19 protein-coding genes are annotated in these 23,890 nt (G+C 70.7%); 11 read left to right on the top strand and 8 right to left on the bottom strand.

All coding sequences use genetic code 11. The annotated features are described in order from the left end of the window. From ABQJ56_RS14405 to ABQJ56_RS14355, 11 genes are all read left to right on the top strand, one after another. A partial coding sequence (locus tag ABQJ56_RS14405; RefSeq protein ID WP_367845709.1) for a non-ribosomal peptide synthetase occupies positions 1-1,252 on the top strand: 1,252 nt, incomplete at its 5' end. Between the two features lie 125 nt (positions 1,253-1,377). Then, on the top strand, positions 1,378-4,539 hold the full coding sequence (locus tag ABQJ56_RS14400; RefSeq protein ID WP_367845708.1) for a non-ribosomal peptide synthetase: 3,162 nt from the start codon (positions 1,378-1,380) through the stop codon (positions 4,537-4,539). 34 nt (positions 4,540-4,573) lie between these two features. Next, on the top strand, positions 4,574-5,704 hold the full coding sequence (locus ABQJ56_RS14395; protein WP_367845707.1) for a glycosyltransferase family 2 protein: 1,131 nt from the start codon (positions 4,574-4,576) through the stop codon (positions 5,702-5,704). A 76-nt stretch (positions 5,705-5,780) separates the two neighbouring features. Then, the gene (locus ABQJ56_RS14390; protein ID WP_367845706.1) at positions 5,781-7,205 is read left to right on the top strand and encodes an O-antigen ligase family protein; all 1,425 of its coding nucleotides are present in this window, start codon (positions 5,781-5,783) and stop codon (positions 7,203-7,205) included. After that, on the top strand, positions 7,202-8,752 hold the full coding sequence (locus tag ABQJ56_RS14385; protein WP_367845705.1) for an oligosaccharide flippase family protein: 1,551 nt from the start codon (positions 7,202-7,204) through the stop codon (positions 8,750-8,752). Before ABQJ56_RS14390 ends, ABQJ56_RS14385 begins: the two co-directional genes overlap by 4 nt. Next, entirely contained in the window at positions 8,749-10,101 is a 1,353-nt protein-coding gene (locus tag ABQJ56_RS14380) for a phenylacetate--CoA ligase family protein (protein WP_367845704.1), read from the top strand. The genes ABQJ56_RS14385 and ABQJ56_RS14380 overlap by 4 nt, the downstream gene beginning before the upstream one ends. 8 nt (positions 10,102-10,109) lie before the next feature. After that, positions 10,110-11,225, top strand: a complete 1,116-nt coding sequence (locus ABQJ56_RS14375) for a glycosyltransferase (RefSeq protein ID WP_367845703.1) — start codon at positions 10,110-10,112, stop codon at positions 11,223-11,225. Then, the gene (locus ABQJ56_RS14370) at positions 11,222-12,394 is read left to right on the top strand and encodes a glycosyltransferase (protein WP_367845702.1); all 1,173 of its coding nucleotides are present in this window, start codon (positions 11,222-11,224) and stop codon (positions 12,392-12,394) included. Before ABQJ56_RS14375 ends, ABQJ56_RS14370 begins: the two co-directional genes overlap by 4 nt. Further along, positions 12,391-13,032 (top strand): polysaccharide deacetylase family protein, encoded by a 642-nt coding sequence (locus ABQJ56_RS14365; protein WP_367845701.1) that lies wholly within the window; start codon positions 12,391-12,393, stop codon positions 13,030-13,032. The genes ABQJ56_RS14370 and ABQJ56_RS14365 overlap by 4 nt, the downstream gene beginning before the upstream one ends. Further along, positions 13,029-14,201 carry a glycosyltransferase family 4 protein gene (locus ABQJ56_RS14360; protein WP_367845700.1) on the top strand — a complete coding sequence of 391 codons (1,173 nt, stop codon included), beginning with the start codon at positions 13,029-13,031 and terminating at the stop codon, positions 14,199-14,201. The genes ABQJ56_RS14365 and ABQJ56_RS14360 overlap by 4 nt, the downstream gene beginning before the upstream one ends. Further along, positions 14,198-15,400: a hypothetical protein gene (locus ABQJ56_RS14355; protein ID WP_367845699.1), complete on the top strand. Its 1,203-nt coding sequence runs from the start codon at positions 14,198-14,200 to the stop codon at positions 15,398-15,400. The genes ABQJ56_RS14360 and ABQJ56_RS14355 overlap by 4 nt, the downstream gene beginning before the upstream one ends. A 1-nt stretch (position 15,401) precedes the next feature. Here the strand turns inward: ABQJ56_RS14355 and ABQJ56_RS14350 are convergent, their stop codons facing one another. From ABQJ56_RS14350 to ABQJ56_RS14315, 8 genes are all read right to left on the bottom strand, one after another. Continuing rightward, positions 15,402-16,232, bottom strand: a complete 831-nt coding sequence (locus ABQJ56_RS14350) for an alpha/beta fold hydrolase (protein WP_367845698.1) — start codon at positions 16,230-16,232, stop codon at positions 15,402-15,404. Next, positions 16,229-16,954 carry an alpha/beta fold hydrolase gene (locus tag ABQJ56_RS14345; RefSeq protein WP_367845697.1) on the bottom strand — a complete coding sequence of 242 codons (726 nt, stop codon included), beginning with the start codon at positions 16,952-16,954 and terminating at the stop codon, positions 16,229-16,231. The genes ABQJ56_RS14350 and ABQJ56_RS14345 overlap by 4 nt, the downstream gene beginning before the upstream one ends. 44 nt (positions 16,955-16,998) lie before the next feature. Continuing rightward, positions 16,999-18,309: a surface lipoprotein assembly modifier gene (locus tag ABQJ56_RS14340; protein ID WP_367845696.1), complete on the bottom strand. Its 1,311-nt coding sequence runs from the start codon at positions 18,307-18,309 to the stop codon at positions 16,999-17,001. Between the two features lie 77 nt (positions 18,310-18,386). Continuing rightward, a complete protein-coding gene (locus ABQJ56_RS14335) occupies positions 18,387-19,163 on the bottom strand; it encodes a P-loop NTPase family protein (protein ID WP_367845695.1) in 777 nt (258 codons plus the stop codon). Further along, on the bottom strand, positions 19,160-20,704 hold the full coding sequence (locus ABQJ56_RS14330) for an XrtA system polysaccharide chain length determinant (protein WP_367845694.1): 1,545 nt from the start codon (positions 20,702-20,704) through the stop codon (positions 19,160-19,162). Before ABQJ56_RS14330 ends, ABQJ56_RS14335 begins: the two co-directional genes overlap by 4 nt. 40 nt (positions 20,705-20,744) lie before the next feature. Next, entirely contained in the window at positions 20,745-21,368 is a 624-nt protein-coding gene (locus tag ABQJ56_RS14325; protein WP_367845693.1) for an XrtA/PEP-CTERM system exopolysaccharide export protein, read from the bottom strand. 220 nt (positions 21,369-21,588) lie between these two features. Next, positions 21,589-22,272, bottom strand: coding sequence for a GNAT family N-acetyltransferase (locus tag ABQJ56_RS14320; RefSeq protein ID WP_367845692.1), 684 nt, complete (start codon positions 22,270-22,272; stop codon positions 21,589-21,591). Between the two features lie 9 nt (positions 22,273-22,281). After that, positions 22,282-23,877 carry a GH39 family glycosyl hydrolase gene (locus ABQJ56_RS14315; protein WP_367845691.1) on the bottom strand — a complete coding sequence of 532 codons (1,596 nt, stop codon included), beginning with the start codon at positions 23,875-23,877 and terminating at the stop codon, positions 22,282-22,284. Positions 23,878-23,890: the final 13 nt, after the last annotated feature.

Raw genomic sequence — 23,890 nt, 5'->3', positions numbered from 1 at the left:
CGCCGACGACCGCCTGCTGGCGGTCACCACGCTGTCCTTCGACATCGCGGTGCTGGAACTGCTCGGCCCGCTCGGCGTGGGTGGCGAAGTGGTGCTGGCCTCGCGCGAGCAGGCGATGGATGGCGAGGCGCTGCAAGCCTTGCTGGCCCAGCACGCCATCACGCTGATGCAGGCCACCCCGGCCACCTGGCGCATGCTGCTGCAGGCCGGCTGGCAGGGCGGCGCTTCCTTCCGCGCGCTGTGCGGCGGCGAGGCGCTGGCGCCGGACCTGGCGGCGGCGCTGCTGCCGCGCTGCGGCGAGGTGTGGAATCTCTACGGCCCCACCGAGACCACGGTGTGGTCGACCTGCGCGAAGCTGGAAAAGGACCGGCCGGTCCGCATCGGCACGCCGATCGCCAACACCACCGTGTGGGTGCTGGACGAACGGCGCCAGCCCTGCCCGCTGGGCGTGCCGGGCGAGTTGTGGATCGGCGGCGCCGGCGTGGCGCTGGGTTATCTGCACCGGCCGGAGCTGACTGCCGAGCGCTTCGTCGCCGACCCCTTCTCCGGCGAACCCGGCGCCCGCCTCTACCGCACCGGCGACCGCGGCCGCTGGCATCCCGACGGCTCCCTCGAACACCTCGGCCGCGCCGACTTCCAGATCAAGCTCCGCGGCTTCCGCATCGAACCCGGCGAGATCGAATCCATCGCCCGCGAGGATGCCGCGGTGGCCGACGCCGCCGCCGTGGTGTGCGAACTCGGCGCCAACGACCAGCGCCTGGTGCTCTACGTGGCCGCCGCCGAGGCGGAAGCCACGCTGCTGCCGCGTCTGCGCAGCGCGCTGCAGGCACAACTGCCCGGCTACATGCGGCCGCAGCACCTCGTACGGCTGGAAGCGTTCCCGCAGACGCCCAACGGCAAGCTCGACCGCAAGGCGCTGCCGCTGCCCGTGGCGGCCACGGACGATCGCGATACGGTGCCGCGCACCGAGGACAGCGACCCGCGCCGCCGGTATCTGGGCCAGGTGTGGCGCGAGCTGATCGGGGTGGCCACCGTGGCGCCGCACGACAACTTCTTCGACGTGGGCGGCCACTCGCTGCTGGCGGTGGAACTGGCCGCGCGCGTGCAGCGCGAGACCGGCGTGCGGCTGAACCTGCTGGACATCGCCAGCAGCACGCTGGCCGCGCTGGCCGGCCAACTGCCCGCACCCACTGCGGCCGGGCGGAACGGCCATTTCGGGCATCGCCTGCAACGACTGCTGGGGTTGCGCTGATGCAAGACGCCGAAGCGCAGCAGCGCCATCACGCCAATCACCATCACGGAGTGCGATCACCCCAATGACGACACCGTTTCGGTCAATGAGCATTCGACAGGGGATTGCTCGAAACAGGAACCCGCATGAACGACATCCATGATGGTCGACACACGGAGCCAGACGCCGGCCCCGCTTTTCCGCTGAGCGAAATCCAGAAAGAGCAATGGCTGACCGGCCAGTACGGCGATGGCGCCGCGATGGCGCTCACCCGCCTCACCGTGGTGAGGCTGGACGGCCCGCTGCAGGTCGCCGCGCTGGAACGGGCTGCCGCCTGGTTGTGGCGGCGGCATGCCGGCCTGCGCATCGGGCTGTCGGCCGACGGCCACACGCAGCGCGTGCACGATGGCCTGCCGCTGCCGTGGACGCAGTACGATTTCTCACCGGATGTCGCGGCGGCGGAAACGCATCTCGCCGCGCACATGCAGGCGCGCCTGCGCACGCCGTTCGACCCGGCCGTGCCACCGCTGTTGCAACTGGAACTGGTGCGCCTGGACGAGGATCGCCATGCACTGTTGCTGCATGCGCATGAACTTGTGCTCGACCACCGCGCGACCGGACGCCTGCTGGCCGAACTCGCGCACTGCTATGGCGAGCTGGCGGCGGCCCGGGAGCCGGCGGCAACGCTGGCTCCGGCGCCATGGCTGCAGTCCTGCGAGGAGGCGCCCGCCGAAGCGATCGCCTGGTGGCGCTCGCGCTATGCCGCGCTGCCCGATCCGCTGACCCTGCCCGCCGACCGTCCGGCGCCGGCGCGGCCACAATTCGATGCGGTGGGCGCACGGCGCGTGCTGCCGGCACACACGGTCGCCGCCCTGCGGCAGCTGGCGCAGCGCTGCGACGTGGCGCTGCACGAGCTGCTGTTCGCCGGCTATGCGGCCTTCCTCATGCGCATGAGCGGACAGCGCGACTTCGCCGTTGGCGTGCCGGTCAGCGCACAAGGCGGCCCGCTGCACACCTTGCCGGTGCGCCTGAACGTCGAACCGGCGCAGGACGTGGCCGGGCTGCTTGCGCACGTCGCCGGCGCGCTGCGCGATGCCGAGACGCACGGCCAGGTCACCGTGATGGGCCTGCTGCGTGCACTCGACCTGCATCGGCGCGGCGCTGAAGCCGCCCTCACCGACGTCTCGTTCGAGTTCGATCCGGGCATGCCGGAATTCGCCTTCGCCGGCCTGCAGCACCGCGTGCTCGATGGCGGGCGCGTCGCGCTGCCGGGCGAGCTGCAGGCATGCGTCGCGCCGGAAGGCGATGCGCTGGCCATCGATCTCCACGGCACGGCCGCCCGCTTCGACGCCGCCACGCTGCAACGCTGGCTGGGCCACTACGTCACCGTGCTGGAAGCCTTCGCGGATGCGCACGATCCGGCGCTGCTGCAACTCGGCGAGCTGCCCTTGCTCGACGCGGCCGGGCGCGCCCAGGTGCTTCACGGATGGAACAACACCGCACGCGACTATGATCGCAGCCTCGGGCTGCCGGCGTTGATCACGGCACAGGCGCAGCGCACGCCGGAGCGCATCGCCGCCGAATGTGGCGGTGATGCGCTGGACTACGCCGCGCTCGAACGGCGCACGCGCGCGCTGGCACAGGCACTGGCGCGCCGCGGCATCGGCCGCGGCGACCTGCTCGGCGTGTACGTGCCGCGCAGCCTGGACATGCTGGTCGCGGTGCTGGGCATCCTGCGCAGCGGCGCCGCCTACGTGCCGCTGGACCCGGAGTTCCCGCAGGAGCGGCTCGGCTACATGGCCGAACATGCCGGCTTGCGCCACCTGCTGGTCACGGCCGCCCTGCAACCGCCGCCAGTGCTGACCACCGGGCGCGAGTGCCTCGTGGTCGGCGAGCTGGCCGCCGAGGCATCGGACGAAGCGACGCTGCCGCCCGTGCGCGGCGACGACCTGGCCTATGTGCTGTTCACCTCCGGCTCCACCGGCCAGCCCAAGGGCGTGCGCATCCTGCACCGCAACCTGGTCAACTTCCTCGAGAGCATGCGCGAGCGGCCGGGCTACGGCACCGGCGACACGCTGTGCGTGGTCACCACGCTGTCGTTCGACATCGCCGGGCTGGAACTGTACCTGCCGCTCGTCAGCGGCGGTCGCATGGTGATCGCCACCGCCGCCGAGCATGGCGATCCGCCCGTGCTGTACGAACTGATGGCGAAGAGCGGCTGCACGGTGCTGCAGACCACGCCCTCGCTGCTGCGCCTGCTGCAGGGCATCGGCCGCGAGGACGTGGTGCGCGAGCTGCGCCTGTTCGTGGGCGGCGAGGCGATGCCGTTGTCGCTGGCGCGCTCGCTGGCCGGGCACTGCCGCGAGTTGTGGAACCTCTATGGCCCCACCGAGACCACGATCTGGTCCTCGGTGGCGCGCATCGAACCGGGCACGGAACCGATCCCGCTTGGCCAGCCGATCGCCAACACCCGCATCTACGTGCTGGACGAGCGCGGCCAGCCGGTGCCGCCGGGCGTGGTCGGCGAGATCTGGATCGCCGGCGACGGCGTGGCGGACGGCTACCTGCACCGTCCCGACCTCACCGCCGAACGCTTCGTGGACGATCCCTTCGCCGGCGGCCGCATGTACCGCACCGGCGACCGCGGCTACTGGCGCAACGGCCAGCTGTATTTCAGCGGCCGCGCGGACGATCAGATCAAGATCCGCGGCTACCGCATCGAGCCGGGCGACATCGAGGCGGCGGCGGCCGCCGAACCGGGAGTACGCGAGTGCGTCGCGGTGGCACGCAGCTTCGGTGACAACGACGTGCGCCTGGTGCTGTACGTGACCGCGACGACGGACGACGGACTGCCCGAACGCCTGCGTGCGCGCCTGCACCGGCAGTTGCCGATCTACATGCAGCCGCAGCACATCGAGCAACTGGACGTCCTGCCCAAGACCCCGAACGGCAAGATCGACCGCAAGGCCTTGCCGCGACCGCGCATGGCCGCGTCGCACGGCATGCGGGCATCGGCGGGCGAGCTGGCCGATCCGCGCCTGGCCTACCTGGCCGCGATCTGGCGCGAACTGATCGGCGTGGCGCAGGTGGGCGCCGACGACACCTTCTTCGACGTGGGCGGCCACTCGCTGCTGGCGGTGGAGATGGTGGCGCGCGTGCAGCGGGAAACCTCGGTGCGGCTGCATCTGCTCGACGTGGCTTCCGGCACGCTGGCGATGCTCGCCTGCGAATTACCGGAACCGCCGTCCACGACCGATGCGCCGGACTCGCTGCTGCAGCGGCTGCGCCGGCGCCTGGGGTGGGCCTGATGTCGCGCATGGCGATCGACGCGGGAGCGCGACGATGACCGGGCTGGCCGTGCTGGTCTTTGCCGTGTCGGCGCTGGGCCTCGTGCACGTCTTCGTGGGCTACCCATTGTGGATGCTCGCGCTGGCGCGCTGGCGGCCGCGCCCGGTGCAGCGGCGCGTGTGGACGCCACATGTCACCGTGGTGCTCGCCGTGCACGATGGCGCCGCGCACGTGCAGGCCAAGCTGGCCAACCTGCTCGCGCTGGACTACCCCCCCGCGCTGCTCGACATCGTGGTGGCCTGCGACGGCTGCCGCGACGACAGCGCGGCGCGCTGCCGGCAGCCGGGCGATGCGCACGTCCGCGTGCTGGAGTTCGCCGAGCGGCGCGGCAAGGCCGCCTGCCTCAACGACGCGGTGGCGCAGGCGCGCGGCGAGGTGCTGCTGATGACCGACGTGCGCCAGCGGCTGGAACCGGACGCGCTGCGCCGGCTGGTCGCCGATCTTGGCGATCCGGGCGTGGGCGCGGCGGGTGGCCAGCTGCGCCTGTTCGACGCGCAGACCGGCTTTGCCCACGGCATCGACGCGTATTGGCGCTACGAGACCCTGGTCCGCACCAGCGAGAGCCGTTCGGGCTCCGCGGTGGGTGTGAGCGGCGCGCTCTACGCGATGCGGCGCGAACTGTTCCGTCCGCTGCCGCCGGGCACCGTGCTGGACGACGTGCTGGTGCCGATGCAGGTGGCCGCGGCCGGATGGCGCGTGGTGTACGAGCCGATGGCAGTGGCCTGGGACGGCACCTCCCAGCAGCCGCGCGAGGAGCAGCGCCGCAAGATCCGCACGCTGGCCGGCAACTACCAGCTGGTCCAGCTGGCGCCATGGCTGCTGCTGCCCTGGCGCAATCCGCTGTGGTTCCGCTTCGTCAGCCACAAGCTGCTGCGCCTGCTGGCGCCGTGGCTGCTGCTGGCGCTCGCGCTCTCGACGGCATTGCTGGCGGCGCATCATGTACTGTTCGCGATGACCGCGCTGGCGCTGGCCGCGGCGCTGGCCGCGGTGGTGGCGGGACGCCTGCTGCCGGCGCTGGGCGGGCGCCTGCCGATACGGCTGCTGACGGCCTTCTGCTATCTCAACCTGTTCGCCGCGCAGGCGCTGCTGGCGTTCGCGCGCAACCGGAGGCTGCACCTGTGGTGAGCATTCGATGCAGCCGGATCGATCCGGCGACAGCGGGCCGCGGCCCGGAGGCAGGGGCATCCCGCAGGTGGCTTGCATGTTCCTGCTGATCCTCGTCTATCTGGGCTTCGCGATCGTCCGTCCGCAGGACTTCCTGCCGGGCATGGCGGCCCTGCCGGTGATGTCGGTCACCCTGTTGCTGGCCTTCGTCGGCTGGCTGCTGCGCGGTGCGCGCACGCCCGGCTCGCCGCAGTTCCTGCTGCTGCCGGTGTTCGTGCTGATCGCGATGGCCTCGGAGGTGGCCAGTGGCTGGACCGGCGGCACGGCCTACGTGCTCGAACAGATGGGGCCCTCGCTGATCGTGTTCTTCGTGCTGGCCAGCGCCGTCGACGACCCGCGCCGCACTGCCACCACGTTCGCCGTGATCGGGGCGTGCGCGATGGTGCTGGCCCTGCACAGCGTGCAGCAGGCCGAGCACGGCGTGGGCTGGACCGGGATGACCCTGGGCGAGGACGGGCGCATCCGCTACGTGGGCATCTTCAACGATCCCAACGACCTCGGCCTGCTGTTCGTGATGGCGCTGCCGATGGTGCTCTGCCTCGCCTCGCGCGCCGGTTTCCTCGGCCGCTGGTTCTGGCGCCTCGGCGCGCTGCTGCTGCTGGTCGGCGTCTACCTGACCAAGTCGCGCGGCACCCAGCTGGCGGTGCTGATGATGGGCGGGGTCTGGCTGTGGCAGAAGCGTGGCCTGCTGACCGCCGGGTCGCTGGGCTTCGTCGGCCTGGTCGGACTGATGCTGATGCCGTCCACGCGCATGAACGACCTGGACCCGGACGAGGAGTCCGCCTTCGGCCGCGTGGATGCGTGGTACGAGGGGCTGGACATGTTCAAGACGCATCCGCTGCTCGGCGTGGGCTTCGGCAACTTCACCGACTACAACCCGCTGACCGCGCACAACTCCTTCGTGCTGGTGCTGGCCGAGACGGGTTTCCTGGGCTTCATGGCCTGGCTGGCCTTCGTCGGCTACTGCTTCTGGATGATGTGGCGGCTGCTGCGCCTGCAGTCCGGCCTGGCGAAGGCGGCGCAGGCCACGGTGCGCGCGGTGGCGGTGGTGCGTCCGCAGGCGCGCCTGGCGCTGGCGCTGCCCGCCGGTGCCGGCGTGGCTGAGCGCCGGCCCGTCGCGGTGCGCCGACAGGCTGCCGCGACCGGCGGTTCGGGGACTGCGGCGAACCCGGCGGAGGCGGCGGCGGATCGCCAGGCCCGGGCCGAGCAGGCCTTGTCGCTGACCCTGTTCTGCGCGCTGTGCGGCTTCTTCACGGCCGCGTTCTTCCTCAGCCGCAGCTACAACATCATGCTCTACACGCTGGCCGCGATCGTGGCGGGCCACTACGCCAGCATGCGCAAACGCCACGATGCGCTGCCGCGTTTCACCCTCTCGGTCAGCGGCTGGCGCTGGCCACCGATCGCGCTGGTGGTCGTGGCGGCGCTCTACGTGCTGGTGGCCGTGCTGCTGCGAATGTCATGAACCCACGCTCGCTCGCCCTGCGCAACACGCTGTTCTCCTCGCTGGGGATCTATGTCGAGTACTTCCTCGGCATGGTCTGCGCGGTGCTCATCGCGCGCCACTTGGGACCCCGCCACTACGGCATCTACGGGCTGTTCATCTGGTTCGCGGCGATCGGCATCGTGGTGACCAATTCGGGCATCACCACCGGCGTGATCAAGTTCGTCGCCGAGCTGCGCGGCAGCCGGCAACCGGAAATGATCCGGCCGATGCTCGCCTACATGCGTGGGGTGCAGCGCTGGCACCTGTTGGTGGTGCTGGGCATCGGCCTGGTCCTGTTCGCGCTGCTCGGGCACCGCTATGCCGCCGAGCTTGGCACGCCGGAATTCGTGCTGCTCGCGGCCGCGGTGGGCATGCGCGCGCCGTACATGTTCAACGTGGCGATCGCCAAGGGTTTCGAGGCCTTCGACGCGACCGCCCGGATCACCCTGGTGGCCGCGCCGACCAACCTGGTGCTGGTGGTCAGCGCGATGCTGCTGCATGGCGACATCCTGTGGTTCGTGGTGATGTACGCGATCTCCAGCGCGGTGTTCCTGCTCGCCTCGCAGTACCAGGTGCACCGGCTGCTGGCGCCGCTGCCGCGCATCGGCAGCCTGCCGGCGGAGCTGCTGCTACGCATCCGCCGGCACCTGCGCATCGTCTCGCTGACCATCATCGTGAGCTTCCTGATCGCCAGCGACGTGGAGATCCTGTTCCTCAACATGTTCGCCAGCGCCGCCGCGGCGGGCTATTTCAAGGTGGCGTACCAGCTGGCCAGCGGCATCATGCTGCTGGTGCCGGGCGTGTTCAGCGCGGTGCTGCTGCCGATGATGGCGAAGGCGCTGAGCGAGGGACGCGCCGAGGGCGGCCGCCGCTTCGTGGCGGTGACCTCGTACCTGGCCCTGCTCGGCGCGCCGGTGGTGGTGTTCGGCGCCTGCTTCGCCGCCGCGGTGATCGGCTTGCTGTACGGCGCGGCCTACGCCGCCGCCGCGCCGGTGTTCGCGCTGTGCATGCTGGCCAGCGCGCTGAACACCTCGGCGCAGGGCGCGACCAGCCTGCTGGTGAGCGCCGACCGCCAGCACGTGATCCTGGCCCTGACCCTGCTGTTCGGCGTGTTCAAGATCGCCATGGACGTGACCCTGATCCGCCACTTCGGGTTGCACGGGGCGATGGCGGCGATCGTTGTCGCGGCGCTGGTCAGCTCCTCGGCCTACCTGCTGCTGGGCATGCGCGTCGGCGGCCTGCCGCTGGAATGGCGCCGGCTCGCGCGCATCGCGCTGGCCGCCGTGCTGGCCGGCGCGGTCGCTTCGCTGGTGCTGCCGCTGCGCCTGCCGCCGCTGGCGACCCTGCTGCTGGGCGGACCGCTGCTGGGCGCGGCCTACCTGCCGCTCACGCTGTGGCTGCGCTGCTGGAGCCGCGCGGACATCGAGCAGCTGCAGGGGCTGCACCTGCGCTTCGCGGCGGGACGGCCGCTGCTGCTGGGGCGACTGCTGGACTGGTCGGTCGCGCGTGCGGGGCAGCCGCCATGAGCGCCTACGAACACGTGTTCCGCCGGGTGCTCTACCCGGCCTACGAAACCGGCCTGCGCCGGCGCCGCACGCTGGCCTGGCTCGCCGACTACGAGCGCGACCAGTGGCTGGCGCCCGACCAGGTCCGCGCCCTGCAGTGGGAACGGTTGCAGCGCCTGCTGCGGCACTGCGAGCAGCACGTGCCCTGGTATCGCCGGCGCTGGCGCGAGCTGGGCGTCACGGCGGCGGACATCCGCAGCCTGGACGACTACGCGCGCCTGCCGGTGCTGGGCAAGGACGAGATCCGCGCGCACTTCGACGAGTTCAAGGCCGACGGCTGGCACGACCGGCTGCTGTACAAGGCCACCGGCGGCTCCACCGGCCAGCCGATGCGCTTCGGCTACACCCGCGAGAGCAACGAGCGGCGCACCGCCGTGATGTGGCGCGGCTACGACTGGGCCGGCGCGCGCATGGGCCGGCGCACGCTGTTCGTGTGGGGCGGCGCGGTGGGCCAGCCGCGCCCGCTGCAGCAGCTGAAGGAACGGCTCTACCACGCCGCGTTCGCGCGCCGGATGCTCAACAGCTTCCACATGACCGACGCCAACCTCGGCGAGTACGCCGACGCCATCGACGCGTACCGGCCGGAGGTGATCGTGGGCTACGTGGGGCCGCTGGTGCGCCTCGCGCAGTGGCTGCTGGACAACCGCCGCAAGGTGGCGCAGCCGGCGTCGGTGCTCGGCGCGGCCGAGGCGCTGCACGACTTCCAGCGCGAGCTGATCGAGCGCGCGTTCGGCTGCCCGGCCTACAACACCTACGGCTGCCGCGAGGTCATGCTGATCGCGTCCGAGTGCGGGCAACGGCACGGCCTGCACGTCAATGCCGACCACCTAGTGGTGGAACTGCACGGCGCGGCGACGACCGGCGCCAGCGGCGAGGTGCTGCTCACCGACCTGTCCAACTACGGCATGCCGCTGCTGCGCTACGCCAACGGCGACCTGGCCACCGCCGGCGCCGAGACCTGCCCGTGCGGGCGCGGCCTGCCGCTGCTGGCGCACGTGGACGGCCGCAAGCTGGACGCGATCCGCACGCCCGACGGTCACCTGCTGCCCGGCGAGTTCTTCCCGCACATGCTCAAGGACGTGCCGGGCCTGCGCCGCTTCCAGCTCGTGCAGCGCCGGCTCGACCGGCTCGAGCTGGCGCTGGTCTGCGACGAGCGCTTCGACGACGCCTCGATGGCATACATCCGCCGCGAGCTGGCGAAGGTGGTCGGCGACAGCGTCGCGCTCGACTGCCGCATCGTCGACGACATCCCCCTGACGCCCAGCGGCAAGCTGCGCGTCACCGTCTCCGCCCTCACCGTCCCCGCCTGAATGCACCGATGAACATCACCCATGTCGTGGAAAACCTCAACCGCGGAGGACTGGAACGCGTCGTGCTCGACCTGGTCAGGCTGCAGCAGCAGCAAGGCCACCGCTGCCAGGTGGTATGCCTGTTCGAGCGCGGCACGCTGGCGCACGAGCTGGATGCCGCCGGCATCCCGGTGCATGCCTGCGACAAGCGCAGGGGCTTCGATTTCAAGGCACTGTCGCGCGTGCGCCAGCTGATCCGTGCCCACCGCACCGAGGTGCTGCACAGCCACAATGCGGTGGCGCACTACCTGGCGGTGCTGGCCAGCCCCGGGCTGGGCGTGGGCAGGATCATCAACACGCGCCACGGCATGGGCGGCATGCAACGCTGGAACCGCGCCGAAATGCTCTATCGCGCCAGCCTGGTCCGCACCGATGCGGTGGCGATGGTCTGCGAAGCGGCCTGCAACGGCGCCATCGAGCATGGCCTGGTGCCGCGCCGCAAGCTGCGGGTGGTGCCGAACGGCCTGCGCGTGCAGGACTTCACCGTCACCTCCCCGGCCGCGCGCGAGCGCCTGCGCCAGGCGCTGGGGCTGTCGCCGCAGACGCGCCTGGTCGGCACGGTGGGACGGCTCAACTGGGCCAAGGACCAGGCCAGCCTGATCCGTGCCTTCCGCCACGTGCACGCGCAACTGCCGGGCAGCGCGCTGCTGCTGATCGGCGACGGCGGCCTGCGGCAGGAACTGGAAGCCCGCGCGCGCGACGAAGGCGTGGCCGGAGCGGTGCATTTCCTCGGCGACCGCAACGATGTGCGCGACTTGCTGCAGGGGCTGGACGTGTTCGCGCTGTCCTCGGTGAGCGAAGGCTATTCGATGGCGCTGCTGGAAGCCTCCGCCACCGCGCTGCCGATCGTCGCCACCGACGTCGGCGGCAACCGCGAGATCGTGCGGCACGGCGTCACCGGCTCCATCGTGCCGGACCGCGACGTCGAGGCGATGACGCAGGCGATCCTCGGCCTGTTGCGCAACCCGGAGCACGCCACCCGTCTCGGAGCCGCCGCCCGCGCGATGATGGAGGCCAGCGGCTCGCTCGAGGCGATGGCGGTGCGCTATGCCGCGCTCTACGAGCCGCGGAGGCCGGCCGCATGAAGGTGCTGGTGCTGACCAACCTGTTCCCCACGCCCTGGGATCCGCTGCGCGGCGCGTTCAACCGCCAGCAGTTCGAGCGGCTGGGCCGGCGCCACGAGCTGCATGTGCTGACCGCGGTGGATTTCCGCGAACGCCTGCACGGCCGCCGCGGCGACGTGCAGGTGCCGGGGCTGGCCACCGACCATTTCGTGTTCGTCTGTCCGCCGCGGCTGGGCCGCGCACTGCATGCGGCGTGCTGGCTGCTGTCGCTGCTGCCGCAGCGCGGCCGGCGGCTGCGCGCGGCCGGCTACGACTGCATCCTGGCCAGCTGGGCCTATCCCGATGCGGTCGCCGCCGGCTGGCTGGCGCGCCTGCTCGGCATTCCGTACGTGGTGAAGGTGCACGGCAGCGACCTCAACGTGCAGGCCACGCATGCCCTGCGCCGGCCGCAGATCGCCGCGAGCCTGCGCAACGCCGCCGCGGTGGTGGCGGTGAGCCGCGCGCTGGCCGGCAAGGCGGTGGCGCTGGGCGCCGACGCGGCGCGCGTGCATGCGCTCTACAACGGCGTCGACGGCACACGGTTCGCTCCCGGCGACAGGACCGCGGCGCGCACGCGGCTCGGCCTGGAGGACGGCGGCGGACCGCTGCTGCTCTACGTCGGCAACCTGAAGGAGAGCAAGGGCTGCCTCGATCTGCTGGAGGCCTTCGCGGCGATGGCGGCGACGCAGCCGCAGGCGCGCCTGGTCTACGTGGGTGAAGGCGCATGCCGCGGCGCGTTGCTCGCACACGCACGCACGCTGGGTATCGAGGCGCAGGTGCGCCTGGCCGGCGCGATGCCGCACGAGGCGCTGCCCGACTGGTTCCGCGCCGCCGACCTGCTGTGCCTGCCCAGCCACAACGAAGGCGTGCCCAACGTGGTGCTGGAAGCGATGGCCTGCGGCACGCCGGTGGTGGCCACGCGGGTGGGCGGCATTCCCGAGGTGGTGCCCGCGCACGCCGGCCGGCTGGTGCCGCTCGGCGACCGCGCCGCGCTGGCCGAAGCGCTGGCCGGAGCGACGATGCAGGCCTGGGACCACGCCGCGATCGCGGACCACGCGCGCAGCTTCAGCTGGGAAACCAATGTCGACCGGCTCGACGCCATCCTGCAGCAGGCGGCACGCCGCGGTGCCGCGGCGGAGGCGCTGCGATGAGGATCCGGCCCACGCGCCAGCAGCTGCTGGCCCTGCTGCCCGAACGCCTGGTGCTGGTGCGCGGCCCACGCGAGCCGGGCGCGCTCTATCTCACTTTCGACGACGGCCCGCATCCGCAACACACGCCCCGCCTGCTGGACCTGCTGGCCAGGCACGACGCGCGGGCGAGCTTCTTCCTGGTCGGCCAGCGGGTCGAACAGCACCCCGCGCTGGTCGAGCGCATCGTGGCGGAGGGCCACGCCCTGGGCAATCACTCATACAGCCACCCGCTGTTCCACCGACTCGGCCTGCGCGAGCAGCTGGACGAAGTGGAACGCACCGACCGCCTGCTGGCAGGTTTCGATCACACCGGCCCGTACCGCTTCCGGCCGCCGCGCGGCGTGGTGTCGCTGCCGCTGCTGCTGGCCTTCGCGCGGCGCGGGCGCAACCTGGCCTACTGGTCCTACGACAGCCTGGACTACCAGCCGCAGCCGCCCGCGGAGCTGGCCGCGCGACTGGAACAGCGGCCGCCGGCCGACGGCGACGTGCTGCTGATGCACGACGACAGCGACCGTGCGGCGCAGATCCTCGCGCGCATGCTGCCCGCGTGGCAATCAGAGGGGCGCCGCCTGCATGCGCTGCCGGCGGTGGCGACATGAGGATCCTCTACCACCACCGCACGCGCGGGCGCGACGTCGAGGGCGTGCACATCCGCGGCGTGGTCGGCGCCTTGCGCGAGCTGGGCCACGAGGTCAGCGTGATGTCCTTCCCCGGCGCCGATCCGGAGCAGGAACAGGTCCACGGCAGGGCGGTGCGATCCAAGGGACACGGCCACCTCGGCGCCCTGGTCTCGCGCATGCCGGGCGTGCTGTTCGAGGCGCTGGAGCTGGGCTACAACCTGGTCACCCTGGTGCGCATGCGCCGCGCGTTCGCGCGATCCAGGCCGCAGCTGGTCTACGAGCGCTATTCGCTGTTCCTGTTCGCCACGGTGTGGCTGGCGCGGCGGCGCGGCATACCCGTGGTCCTGGAGATCAACGACTCGGCGCTGGTCGAGCGGGTGCGCCCGCTGTGGCTGAAGTCGCTGGCGCGGCGCATCGAGCGCTGGTGCCTGCGCCGCGCCACCGGGCTGGTGTTCATTTCCAGCTACTTCAGGCAGCAGGCCGAGGCGGCCTACGGCGACATCGCCCCTGCAGTGGTCTCGCCGAATGCGGCCGACCTCGCCCGCTTCGATCCGGCACGGCATGACCGCGAACGCCTGCGCGCCGAACGCGGGGTGGCAGGTCGGGTGGTGTGCGGCTATGTCGGCGCGTTCGTGCACTGGCACGGCGTCAACGGTTTCGTGGAGGCAGTCGCCGCACGGCTGGACGAGGCGCCCGAGCTGGTGCTGCTGCTGGTCGGCGACGGCCGCAGCCTGCCCGAGGTGCGCGCACTGGTGCAGGCCCGCGGCCTGGCCGGCCGCATCCTGCTGCCCGGACGCGTGCCGCACCACGAGATCCCCGCCTGGATCGCCTGCATGGACTACGCGGTGCTGCCCGACTCCAACCACTACGGCTCGCCGGTGAAGCTGTTCGAGTTCATGGCGATGGGCGTCGCCATGGTCGCGCCCGACTATGCGCCGGTGGCGGAAGTGGTCAGCGATGGCCGCACCGGCTGGCTGTTCCCGCAGCGCCAGCTGCAGGCCTGCGTGCAGCGCGTGCTGGAGCTGGCCGCGCAGCCCGCGGAGCGGCAACGCGTCGGCGCGGCCGCGCGCGAATACATCGTGCGCGAGCGGCAGTGGCGCAACAACGCCGAGCAGTTGCTCGGCCTGCTGCCGGAGACGCGGCCATGATCGTCGTGCCCGTCATCCTTGCCGTGCTGGTGCTGCTCGCCGTCGCGGCCGTGGCGCTGGCGATCCGCTCGCGCAACATGCAGATCTGGCTGGGCAGCTACCTGCGCCGGCGCCCGCCGCCGCGCCCGGCCAGTGGCCCGGTGCACGTGATGTTCTGCTTCGTCGACCACTTCGAGCCGAACTGGGGCCGGGTCGACCTCGCCACCCAGCGCGCCCGCGTCGAGCGCTGGTGCCGCGACTACCGCGCGCTGGCCGACCGCCACCGCGACGCCGACGACCGCCCGCCGCAGCACAGCTTCTTCTACCCGGAGGAGGAATACGTCGAGGAGCACCTGGACAAGCTCGCCGCGCTCTGCGCCGACGGCTACGGCGAGATCGAGATCCACCTGCACCACGACAACGACACCCCGGAAAACTTCACTGCCACCATCGCCCGCTTCAACGAGCTGCTGCACGAACGCCACGGCGCGTTGCCGCGCGACCCGAAAACCGGCCAGCTGCGCTTCGGCTTCATCCACGGCAACTGGTGCCTGGACAATTCGCGCGCCGACGGCCGCTGGTGCGGCCTCAACAACGAGCTGATCCTGCTGCGCGAACTGGGCTGCTACGCGGACTTCACCCTGCCCTCCGCACCCAGCGACACGCAGACGCGCATGGTCAACAGCATCTACTACGCCACCGACGATCCGCTGCGGCCGAAGTCGCACGACAGCGGCGTGCCGGTGCGCGTGGGTGGGCAACCCTCGGGCGACCTGATGATCGTGCAGGGGCCGCTGGGCCTGAACTGGCGCGAGCGGCGGCTGGGCGTGGTACCGCGCATCGAGAACGCCGACGTGCGCCGCGGCTGCCCGCCCACCCCGGCGCGCGTGGACCACTGGGTGCGCACCGGCATCCACGTCGAGGGCCGGCCCGAATGGATCTTCGTCAAGGTGCACACCCACGGCACCCAGGAACGCGACATGGACACCCTGCTGGGCGAGGCGGCCGAGCGCATGCACGCGCACCTGGAGCGCACGTACAACGACGGCACGAACCACGTGCTGCACTACGTCACCGCGCGCGAGATGTACAACATCATCAAGGCCGCCGAAGCAGGCCGCAGCGGCAACCCCGGCGACTGGCGCGACTTCGAGCTGCCGCCACCGCCGCACCGTTTGCGCAGCGTGTCGACAGCGGCCGCCCGCCCGCCGGTGGAGTAGCTCAACCTGCCGGCGCTGTCTTCGGCGGCGGGAATTGTTGCCGCAACCAGCCTTCGACATGATCGAACAGGCGCTCGCGGTCGCAGACCAGGGTGTAGGTGTGGTCGGTGCCGTCGAGCAGGTCCATGCGCAGCGCCGGGTGACCGGCCACGCCGTGGCCGTAGCATTCGCGGAACTGGCGCGCATGGTTCAACTGCTCGCCGATGCCGCCGCTGTAGACGAAGTAGAGCTTCAGTCCGCGCGCGAGCATCGCGGCCAGTTCGCCGCGCACCTGTCCCCGCGGCGGATAGACGCTGCCGAAGGAGGTCTCCTCCGGCGCCACCACCTGGCGCAGCTTGCGCGCGAAGAAGCCGCGCCAGCGCGCGGGACTGAGCAGCCGCGGCAGATAGTGGCGCAGCTTGAAGCCGGCGGTGCGGTAGATGTAGCCATCCAGGAAGATCGCGCCGGCCACGCCCGGCTCGGTGCAGGCGGCGATGTGCGCGCTCTGCGCGCCGCGGCAAAGGCCGATGAGCACGAAACGCGTGCAGCCGGCCTGGCTCCCGAGCAACGCCATGGCGTCGGCCACGTCGGCGCGGATCTGCTGTTCGCGCGAATCGGCTTCCGCGCTGGCGCCGCTGTCGCCCATGGTGGACAGGTCGAAGCGCAGGGTGGGATAGCCGAGCGCATTGAGCCGCCGGGTCAGATCCACGTGCAGGCGGAACGGCCCGACGCGATGCATCAGGCCGGTGTTGAGCATGATCACGCCGACCGCGCCGTGCGCGACGGGCGGCAGGCCGGCGATGCCCACCAGATGCCGGGCACGGCCGAAGCGGAAGGCGCGCTCGGCCATCATGCAGCCTGCTCCACGGCCTCGCCTACCAGGCGCAGCAGGTCGGGGGCGAGGATGGCATGCTCCAGCCGATGCAGGTCGCCCCAGTGCGTGCCCGGCCGCATGGTGGCCACCTGCGCGCCGGCCTCGACCAGTGGCGACCAGCCGCCGGCCATCGCTTCGGGCAGCGAATCGACGATCAGGACAGGTATCCGCGCCGGCTCGGCACGCCAGGCGGACAGCTGCGCGCGCCAGTGCGGACTGACCGGGAAACCCAGCCACTGCCCGTCCGCGTCCGCTGCGCTGCGCGGACGGGCGTAGTGCAGCGGATCGTTGCGCAGCTCTTCCTGCCAGGCGTCGAGCTCGGCCACGTGTCGTGCGCCGTCCAGCACCGGGTCCCACAGGATCAGCCGCGTGAAACCCACCGCCGGTGCCGCCGCCAGCGCCAGGCTGCCGCCCAGCTGCGCGCCGAAACCGATCACCGTGGCGCAACCGCTGCGCACGCGCAATTCGGCCGCCGCGCTGCGGATGTCGGCCAGGCAGTGCTGCCAGTCCAGCGCCAGGCTGTCGCCGGCCGAGTCGCCGCTGCCGCGGTAATCGAAGCGCAGCGCGCAAATGCCGCGCGCCGCCAGGCCGGTGGCCAGCTGGCGGTAGATCCGGTGGGTGCGCATCAGCGCCTGGCCCAGCGGCGGGCACAGCAGCATGCCCACCGGCGCGTGGCCGGCGACGCCGTGGTACATCCCCATCAGCGTTCCGTCGCGGCCGAACTGGCAGGGCTCGGATGCCGGCGTCATCGCTGGTAGACGACCCCGACGTAGACTTCCGTCTCCCGGTAGCCCTCGCCCGGGGCGGTGCTGGTGCGATGTTGATCGACCACCGACAGGCGCCAGCACCAGTGGCTGTTCACGAGCTGGCGCAGGGCGACGCCGACATTGGTCGTGGTGTCGCGGCGCGCCAGCGTCGTGTAGTCCTCCCGCTCGTAATTGGCGAAGCCCGACAGCGTCAGCCGCGGGTTGAGGCGGTAATCCACGCCAAATTCGCCGCCGCGTCCGGTCTCGTCAGGCTGGAAGCCTTCCACGTAATGCAGCTTGCGGTACCACGGCGACAGGCTGACGGTGAGGCGGTCGCCGGCGTAGTCGTAGTGGCCTTCCAGGCGCTGTTCCAGATAGACCCCGCTGCCGATCACCGCGCCGCCGGTCTGGATGCTCAGCGGCGGGCTGCTTGGCGCGGCGGTGTCCGTCGGCTCGGCCAGGTTGATGAGATCCTGCGCGGCATCCGAATAATTGCGCGTGTAGGAGGCCCCGAAGCTGTTGCGGGCGCTCGCATGCCAATTGATGCCGGCGTTCACCATCGGCGTGGTGGCCGTACCGTAGCCGCCATCCAGGCGGATGTGCGACCAGCCCGCCGCCACATCCAGGTCCGTATGCGCCAGCCTGTCCACGTAACGGACAAAAGCCCCGTCGCGGCTGTAGTTCACCTCGCCGGTGTCGTCGAAATCGACGCGCTGGGTCTCCAGGTTGAGCGAGAGCTGGCTGGTCGGCGAGATGTCGCGGATCAGCCGCAGCGCGGCGTCGCCGCGCGAGGAGTCGAACTCGGTGGTACGCGAGGCGCGGCTGTTGATGTAGCGCAGCTCAACCTGGCCGCGCATCGCGCTGCCCAGGTTGAAGTGCAGGGTCGGGCCCACCGTGAGCACGTTGGTCTGCTGCTGGTTGCCCGGCCCGTTGCTGGCCAGCGTGGAGATCGGTTGCACGCTGGCGTAGTCCTGCGCCACGAAATCCAGCCGCTGCGGCAGCATGCTCCAGTTCACCAGGCCGGCCAGTTCGCCGAACTTCTGGTTCGCGTAGCTCCCGCCCAGGTAGTCGCGGTATTCCGCCCCGCCGGTCACGTGCGCCTGCAGCGTGGCGCCCTGCTGGGCGTAGTCGAAGCCGAAGCCGGGAATCAGCAGCCACTGGCTTGCCGGCGCCGTGTTGCTGAGGTTGATGTTGTCGCTGTGCTCTACGCCGCCGTACAACGAGTAGTCGAGCTGGCCGGCGAGCGCCGGGCCGGCAGCGAGCGCCAGGGCCAGCGCGATGGTGCGGGCGAGTCGGGTGGACGAGGGCATGGATGCCTCCTGCGATGGATGGTGCGGTGACGACACCCGGCCGCCGCCCTTGTCCGGACGGCGGGTCACCGCGAGCCTCAAGGCGCCTGGTTGAACACCACGCCGGCCAGCTTCTCCGGCTCGAAATGGGCCACCGCCTGGCTGATCGTGGCGGGCGTGTCGCGACCGTAGCCGGCCACCACCACCACGAAATCCGCGAGGTCGGAAAGGATGCGCGCATCCGGCGAGCCCTTGATGGTGGGGCCGTCCAGGAACAGGTAGCGATCCGGGTAGCGATGGCGCATCGAGTCGAGCAGTGCGTTCATCCGGAACGAGGAGAAGTACTCGCCGCTGCCCTCGCGGGCCTCGCCCACCGGGATCAGGCGCAGGCGCGGCACGCCGGTGGCGTAGATCTTCGACGCGATGCCTTGCGCGGGGTGCTCGAGGAAATCGATCAGGCCGCCGTTGGCGGGATCGACGCCGAGCGCGCGGTGCTGCTCCGGATAGTGCAGGTTGCAGTCGATCAGCAGGCTGGTGCGGGCCTCGTCGAAGGCGAACGCGGCGGCCAGGTTGCGCGCCACGAAGCTGGCCCCCGAGCGCGGGCTGACCGCGACCACCAGGGTGATGAAGTTGCTGCTGCCGGCCATGCCGAGCAGGCGCGTGCGGATCTCGCGAAAGGTGTCCGATTCCGCCCGCGACGAGGCCTCGCGATGGATCAGCCGGCGCTCCTCCAGCTGCCGCGGGGCCAGGGCGCGCGGCTCGGCCATGAGGGCGATGGAATGCTCGGACGCCTGTTGCGGCAGGCGATCGGCATGGCCCGCCTCGGCCTGGGCGACCCGCAGCACGGTGCCGGAAATCGATTCGTCGGGCTTCATGCCGCCCCCTTGAGCTTGAGCACGAACAGCGTGAGGTAGGACACCACCACCGCCACCAGGATCAGCGCCAGCACCAGGTTCTGCAGCTGTCCGCGGCGCCGGTCCTGCGGTGTGGCGTAGTACGGCACCGTGGCCAGTACCGGCAGGCCGGTGAGCCGTTCCAGCTGCTCGGCCGAACGCACGCGCGGGTCGAGGCGCGCGATGCCGAACAGCAGGCCCAGCGGCAGCACCAGGCCCAGCGCGAGACCGGCCACGGCGAAGTGCATGAAGCGCAGGCCGGTGGGGATCAGCGGCATGATCGCCGGGTTCTGCACGACGAAGGTCAGGCCCTGCTGGGTGGCGTCCAGGTCCATCGATACGCGCGCGTTCTCGCGGCGCTTCAGCAGATCCTGGTAGACGTCGCGGTTGACGTCGTAGTCGCGGGTGAGTTCGGCGGTGGCGTTCTCCGAGCCGGCGATGCGCTTGCTGCGGTCGAGTTCGGCGTCCAGCATCACCTGGCTCGCATTCATCCGCGCCGTGGTCGCGGCGATCTGGCCGCGCAGATCGGTCAGCTGGCTCTTGATCTGCTGGTACAGCGGATTGAACTGCGCATTGCCTTCCAGCGACGCCGGCTTGCCGTTCGGGTTCTGCCGGTTCCGGCCGGCCTGCGCCAGTTGCTGCCGCAGGTCCTGCATCTGGTGGCGCACGCGCACCACGTCGGGATAGTCGTCGGTGTAGGTGAGCAGCAGCTTGTCCAGTTGCGCCTGCAGGTCGGCCAGCTGGGCCTGGTACAGCCCCGCCGTGGTCTGCACCGCGGAGACTTCCGATTCGCCGGACAGCTGCGCCACCAGCGAGGCTTCCTGCGAGCGCTTCTCCATCAGGTCCATGTGCGCGTTTTCCACTTGCGCGCGCAGATCGTTGATGCGTGCGGCGGTGGCGGCGTCGCTGCCCGGGCGGGCATCGGCATTGCTCTCGCGATAGGCCTTGAGCTTGTCTTCGGCGCTGGTGAGCTTGCGCTTGTAGGCCTCGACCTGGCTGTTGATGAAATCGAACGCGTCGCGGCTCTCGCGCTGCTTGGAGGCCAGGCTCTCGCTGATGAACAGCTGGCCGAACAACCGCGTGACCTTGTAGGTGCGCGCCGGGTCGGAGTCGTGATAGCTGATGGTCAGCAGGTTGTCGCGCGAGAACTTCACCACGGTGCGCGACTTGATGCCGTTGGTGATGCGATCCAGCTCTACCGGACTGGGATGGCCGTCCAGCCAGCCGCCGCCGGCGAGCACCTTGTCCAGCACCTCGCGGCTCAGGATCACCGCGCGCGCGATGTCGGCGCGATTGGTGTTGGCGGTGGGAGTGGCGGCGCCCTTCATCAGCGGCGCGATGATGTTGCTCTCCTGCACCAGGATGGTGGTGGAAGCCTCGTATTTCTTCGGCCACAGCACGCCGATGACCAGCGCCGCCAGCGTGATCGCGGCGAAAATCAGCCCCAGCGCGACGCGCCGGCGGCGGCCCTCCTCCAGCAGCACGGGCAGCAGGGCCTGCAGTGAAATCGGTTGTTCGTTCATGGCGCTCGCCTCTTCCTGAGGCCCCCCTTGGGCGTCTTCTTCAGAAAGTGCGCTGCGGCACCGTGATCACGTCACCTGGCTGCAGCGGATAGTTGGTGGCCAGGTCGCCGTCGTTGAGGATCTTGCCCAGCCGCACGGCGTAGGCCTGGCTGTCCCCCTTGCCGGCGTGGCGGTAGAGCTCGGTGCGGTCCGGCGAGGCGAACTCGGTGACGCCGCCGGCGGCCAGCACCACGTCGAGCACGGTCATGCCCGGGCGGTAAGGCAGCGAGACGGGCGTGCGCACGGCACCGGTGACGCGCACGCGGGCAAGGTACTCGTGGCTGCGCAGCTGGGTCAGGATCACCGCCACCTGCGGATCGCGCACGTAGGCCTTGAGCTTGTCGCGGATGACGGCGGCCACTTCCTCGGGCGTCTGCCCGCCGGCCTGCACGTCGCCGATCAGCGGCACGGTGATCCTGCCGTCCGGCCGCACCGGCACGGACACGCTGAGATCGGGGTTGTGCCACACGGATACCTGCAACTGGTCGTCCACGCCGATGCGGTAGTCGCTGACTGCCATGGCGTCGGCATTGACTTTCGGCGGCTGGGTCGATGGCGTCACTGCCGCGCAGCCGCTTACTACAAGAGCCAGCAGCAACACAACGAGCACGATGAAGTGCTTCATGGTCATCCCCCTGAATCTGTGACCTAGACGTTAGCATATTGTGAACCAGCAGGACGTAAATCGGTGTGAAATCGCCCTTTCCCTTCGGCAGCCCTCGGCACAGGCCTACAGCCCATGTCGTCCGGGAACGACTTGCGGGGCCGCAAAGGCCGGGGCGGCGCATGGCATGTCCAGCCGAAGACGGGATCGGTCCGATGGCGGCTACGCCACCGGCCCAGGATCACCCGGGCATCGCGTCCAGCACGGCCACATTCACCTCGCAGCGCAGGCGGAAGCCCAGCGTTTCGTAGAGACGGATCGCCGCCGTGTTGGTTTTCCACGCATGCAGGAAGGCCGTGTCGCCGCGCGCCGCGATGCCGGCGGCGACGTGCCGGGACAGGCGTCGGGCCAGCCCGCGGCCGCGGAAGTCCGGATGCGTGCACACGCCGCTGACCTCGGCATGGCCGGGAAAGCGGAAGCGTTCGCCCGCCATCGCGGCGAGCCGGCCATCGATGCGGATGCCGACGAAGCGACCCATGCGGTGGGTGTGCCGCAGGAACGGTCCGGGTTCGGTGAGCGTGGCCAGCGCCAGCATCTCCGCCGCGTCCGCCTCGCCCAGCGGGAGCACTTCGTCCGCACCGGCTTCCGCAATGACCGGCGCGACGGCGATCATCTGCACGCACTTCGCAAGCTTGCGCGCCACGAGTCCGGGCGGGATGGATATCTCCGGTACCTGCGCGACGAACACCGGTTCGCCCGGCCGCACCAGCGCGGCCAGCGCCGCGAGCGCCTCGTCGCTGTCGTCACGCGCCGAGGCGAAGCGATTGATCTCCGGCAGATAGCGCTTCGCCAGTGCGCCACCCTGCGCCAGCCCGGCATGCAGGCTGGTCAGGCTGGCCCAGACCGGGCGATCCAGCGGCTCCACCGCGGGCGCTCAGCGCACTTCGATTACCGCCAGGCCCTGCGGCGGGATGTCGAGGCTGAGCCTGCCGCCGTGCAGTGCGACCTGCTCGGGTGCGGACATCTGGCCGGCCGCGCGCAACTGCCTGATCTGCTCGCGCGAAGGGAAGGCCGGGCGCCCCATCCGGTCGAAGGTGGCGATGACGTTGCCGTGCGTCTCGTCCAGCCGCCACACCTTCGCTCCGGCATTCGCCGGCAGCGACGACAGCTCGACCTCGAAGTGCCGCACTTCACCCTTCGGCTTGCCGATGGTGTAGCTGGCGGTGTCGCCCACCGGCGGCGCGTAGTTCCACAAGGCCAGCACCAGCGTACCGTCGGCGCGACGGGTGACCAGCGCGGAGTCGGAGGACGACGGCAGCCGCATGTCGCCCAGCTTGTGCAGCATCGCGAAGGCGTTGTAGGCCGGCTTGGGGATGCGGTCCTCGGCGATCAGGCCGAAGCCGCCGTAGAACGGCGTGCGCACCACCCCGCCTTCCTCGAACACGTCGGAGAACGACCAGTAGCTCATCATGTCCACCTTGCCGGCGCAGGCGCGGATGGTGTTGGCCATCCACGGCCCCATGTATACCGTGTCGGTGACGTTGGGCAGGTTGGCGTAGGAGGCGTTGAACTCGCTCATGATGAACGGCAGCTTCGGATACGGCGAGGCCAGTACCTCCTGGTGCACCTTGTCCACCGCGCGGCACACCATGTCCTTGCGCGGGATGTTCTCGCGGGTGTGGAACACGTTGTCCGCGGTGTCGTCGCCGTAGACGTGGGTGCTGACGAAATCCACCGGCACGTTCGCCGCGTGCACGTGCCTGAGGAAGTCGCCGACTTCCGCGGCCTGCGCCGTGGCCGGGCCGCCCACGCGCAGGCGCGGGCTCACCGACTTCAGCGCGCGCGCGGTGTGGTCGTACAGGGTGAAATACGTCGGCATCTTGGGGTTGCCGGCCCAGAAGCCGATGTTCGGCTCGTTCCACACCTCGAAGTACCACTGCGACACTTCATCGATGCCGTAGCGCGCGACCAGGTGCTGCGCGAAGGCGCGGATCATGCCGTCCCACAGCGCGTAGTCCTTCGGCGGCGCGACGTTGGGGTGGTACCAGAAATCCTGGATCGCCCTGGGATCGGAGCTCATGTCGTCCGGCATGAAGCCCAGCTCCACGAAGGGGCGCACGCCGCGTTCCAGCAGGCCGTCGTAGATCTGGTCCACGTAGGAGAAGTTGTAGACCGGCTGGCCGGCCTTGCCCGACTTGTCGGCGGCGTTGTAGAACGGCTGGCCGTTCCTGCCGAGATGGAACAGGCCCACGTCCTCGTCTAGGATGCCGTGGAAACGCACGTAGCCGAAGCCGGTGGCCTGCTTCACCGCGACCAGATCCTTGCGGTAGTCGTCGCGCAGCGCCAGCGATGCACGGCCCGAGCCGAACATCTGCTCCCAGAAGTGCGGGAACGGCGTGCCCTTCGCCCTGGCGTCGACGCGGATCTGCACGGTATCGCCGGCTGGCATCGCCTGCGCGGCGCCGGGAACGAACAGGCATGCGGCCAGCAGGCCCAGCACGACCCGCCACGGCTTCGGTTTCGTTTTCATCGGCTGCTCTCCT

The sequence above is a fragment of the Rhodanobacter geophilus genome, assembly GCF_040812275.1.
Lineage (GTDB): Bacteria > Pseudomonadota > Gammaproteobacteria > Xanthomonadales > Rhodanobacteraceae > Rhodanobacter_A > Rhodanobacter_A geophilus.
This window is presented reverse-complemented; position numbering and strand designations above follow the sequence as displayed.

Bases quoted from the DNA above. Each gene is read 5' to 3' on its own strand.
- ABQJ56_RS14400 (WP_367845708.1), top strand. From the start codon at position 1,378: ATGAACGACATCCATGATGGTCGACACACGGAGCCAGACGCCGGCCCC.
- ABQJ56_RS14395 (WP_367845707.1), top strand. From the start codon at position 4,574: ATGACCGGGCTGGCCGTGCTGGTCTTTGCCGTGTCGGCGCTGGGCCTC.
- ABQJ56_RS14390 (WP_367845706.1), top strand. From the start codon at position 5,781: ATGTTCCTGCTGATCCTCGTCTATCTGGGCTTCGCGATCGTCCGTCCG.
- ABQJ56_RS14385 (WP_367845705.1), top strand. From the start codon at position 7,202: ATGAACCCACGCTCGCTCGCCCTGCGCAACACGCTGTTCTCCTCGCTG.
- ABQJ56_RS14380 (WP_367845704.1), top strand. From the start codon at position 8,749: ATGAGCGCCTACGAACACGTGTTCCGCCGGGTGCTCTACCCGGCCTAC.
- ABQJ56_RS14375 (WP_367845703.1), top strand. From the start codon at position 10,110: ATGAACATCACCCATGTCGTGGAAAACCTCAACCGCGGAGGACTGGAA.
- ABQJ56_RS14370 (WP_367845702.1), top strand. From the start codon at position 11,222: ATGAAGGTGCTGGTGCTGACCAACCTGTTCCCCACGCCCTGGGATCCG.
- ABQJ56_RS14365 (WP_367845701.1), top strand. From the start codon at position 12,391: ATGAGGATCCGGCCCACGCGCCAGCAGCTGCTGGCCCTGCTGCCCGAA.
- ABQJ56_RS14360 (WP_367845700.1), top strand. From the start codon at position 13,029: ATGAGGATCCTCTACCACCACCGCACGCGCGGGCGCGACGTCGAGGGC.
- ABQJ56_RS14355 (WP_367845699.1), top strand. From the start codon at position 14,198: ATGATCGTCGTGCCCGTCATCCTTGCCGTGCTGGTGCTGCTCGCCGTC.
- ABQJ56_RS14350 (WP_367845698.1), bottom strand. From the start codon at position 16,232: ATGATGGCCGAGCGCGCCTTCCGCTTCGGCCGTGCCCGGCATCTGGTG.
- ABQJ56_RS14345 (WP_367845697.1), bottom strand. From the start codon at position 16,954: ATGGGGATGTACCACGGCGTCGCCGGCCACGCGCCGGTGGGCATGCTG.
- ABQJ56_RS14340 (WP_367845696.1), bottom strand. From the start codon at position 18,309: ATGCCCTCGTCCACCCGACTCGCCCGCACCATCGCGCTGGCCCTGGCG.
- ABQJ56_RS14335 (WP_367845695.1), bottom strand. From the start codon at position 19,163: ATGAAGCCCGACGAATCGATTTCCGGCACCGTGCTGCGGGTCGCCCAG.
- ABQJ56_RS14330 (WP_367845694.1), bottom strand. From the start codon at position 20,704: ATGAACGAACAACCGATTTCACTGCAGGCCCTGCTGCCCGTGCTGCTG.
- ABQJ56_RS14325 (WP_367845693.1), bottom strand. From the start codon at position 21,368: ATGAAGCACTTCATCGTGCTCGTTGTGTTGCTGCTGGCTCTTGTAGTA.
- ABQJ56_RS14315 (WP_367845691.1), bottom strand. From the start codon at position 23,877: ATGAAAACGAAACCGAAGCCGTGGCGGGTCGTGCTGGGCCTGCTGGCC.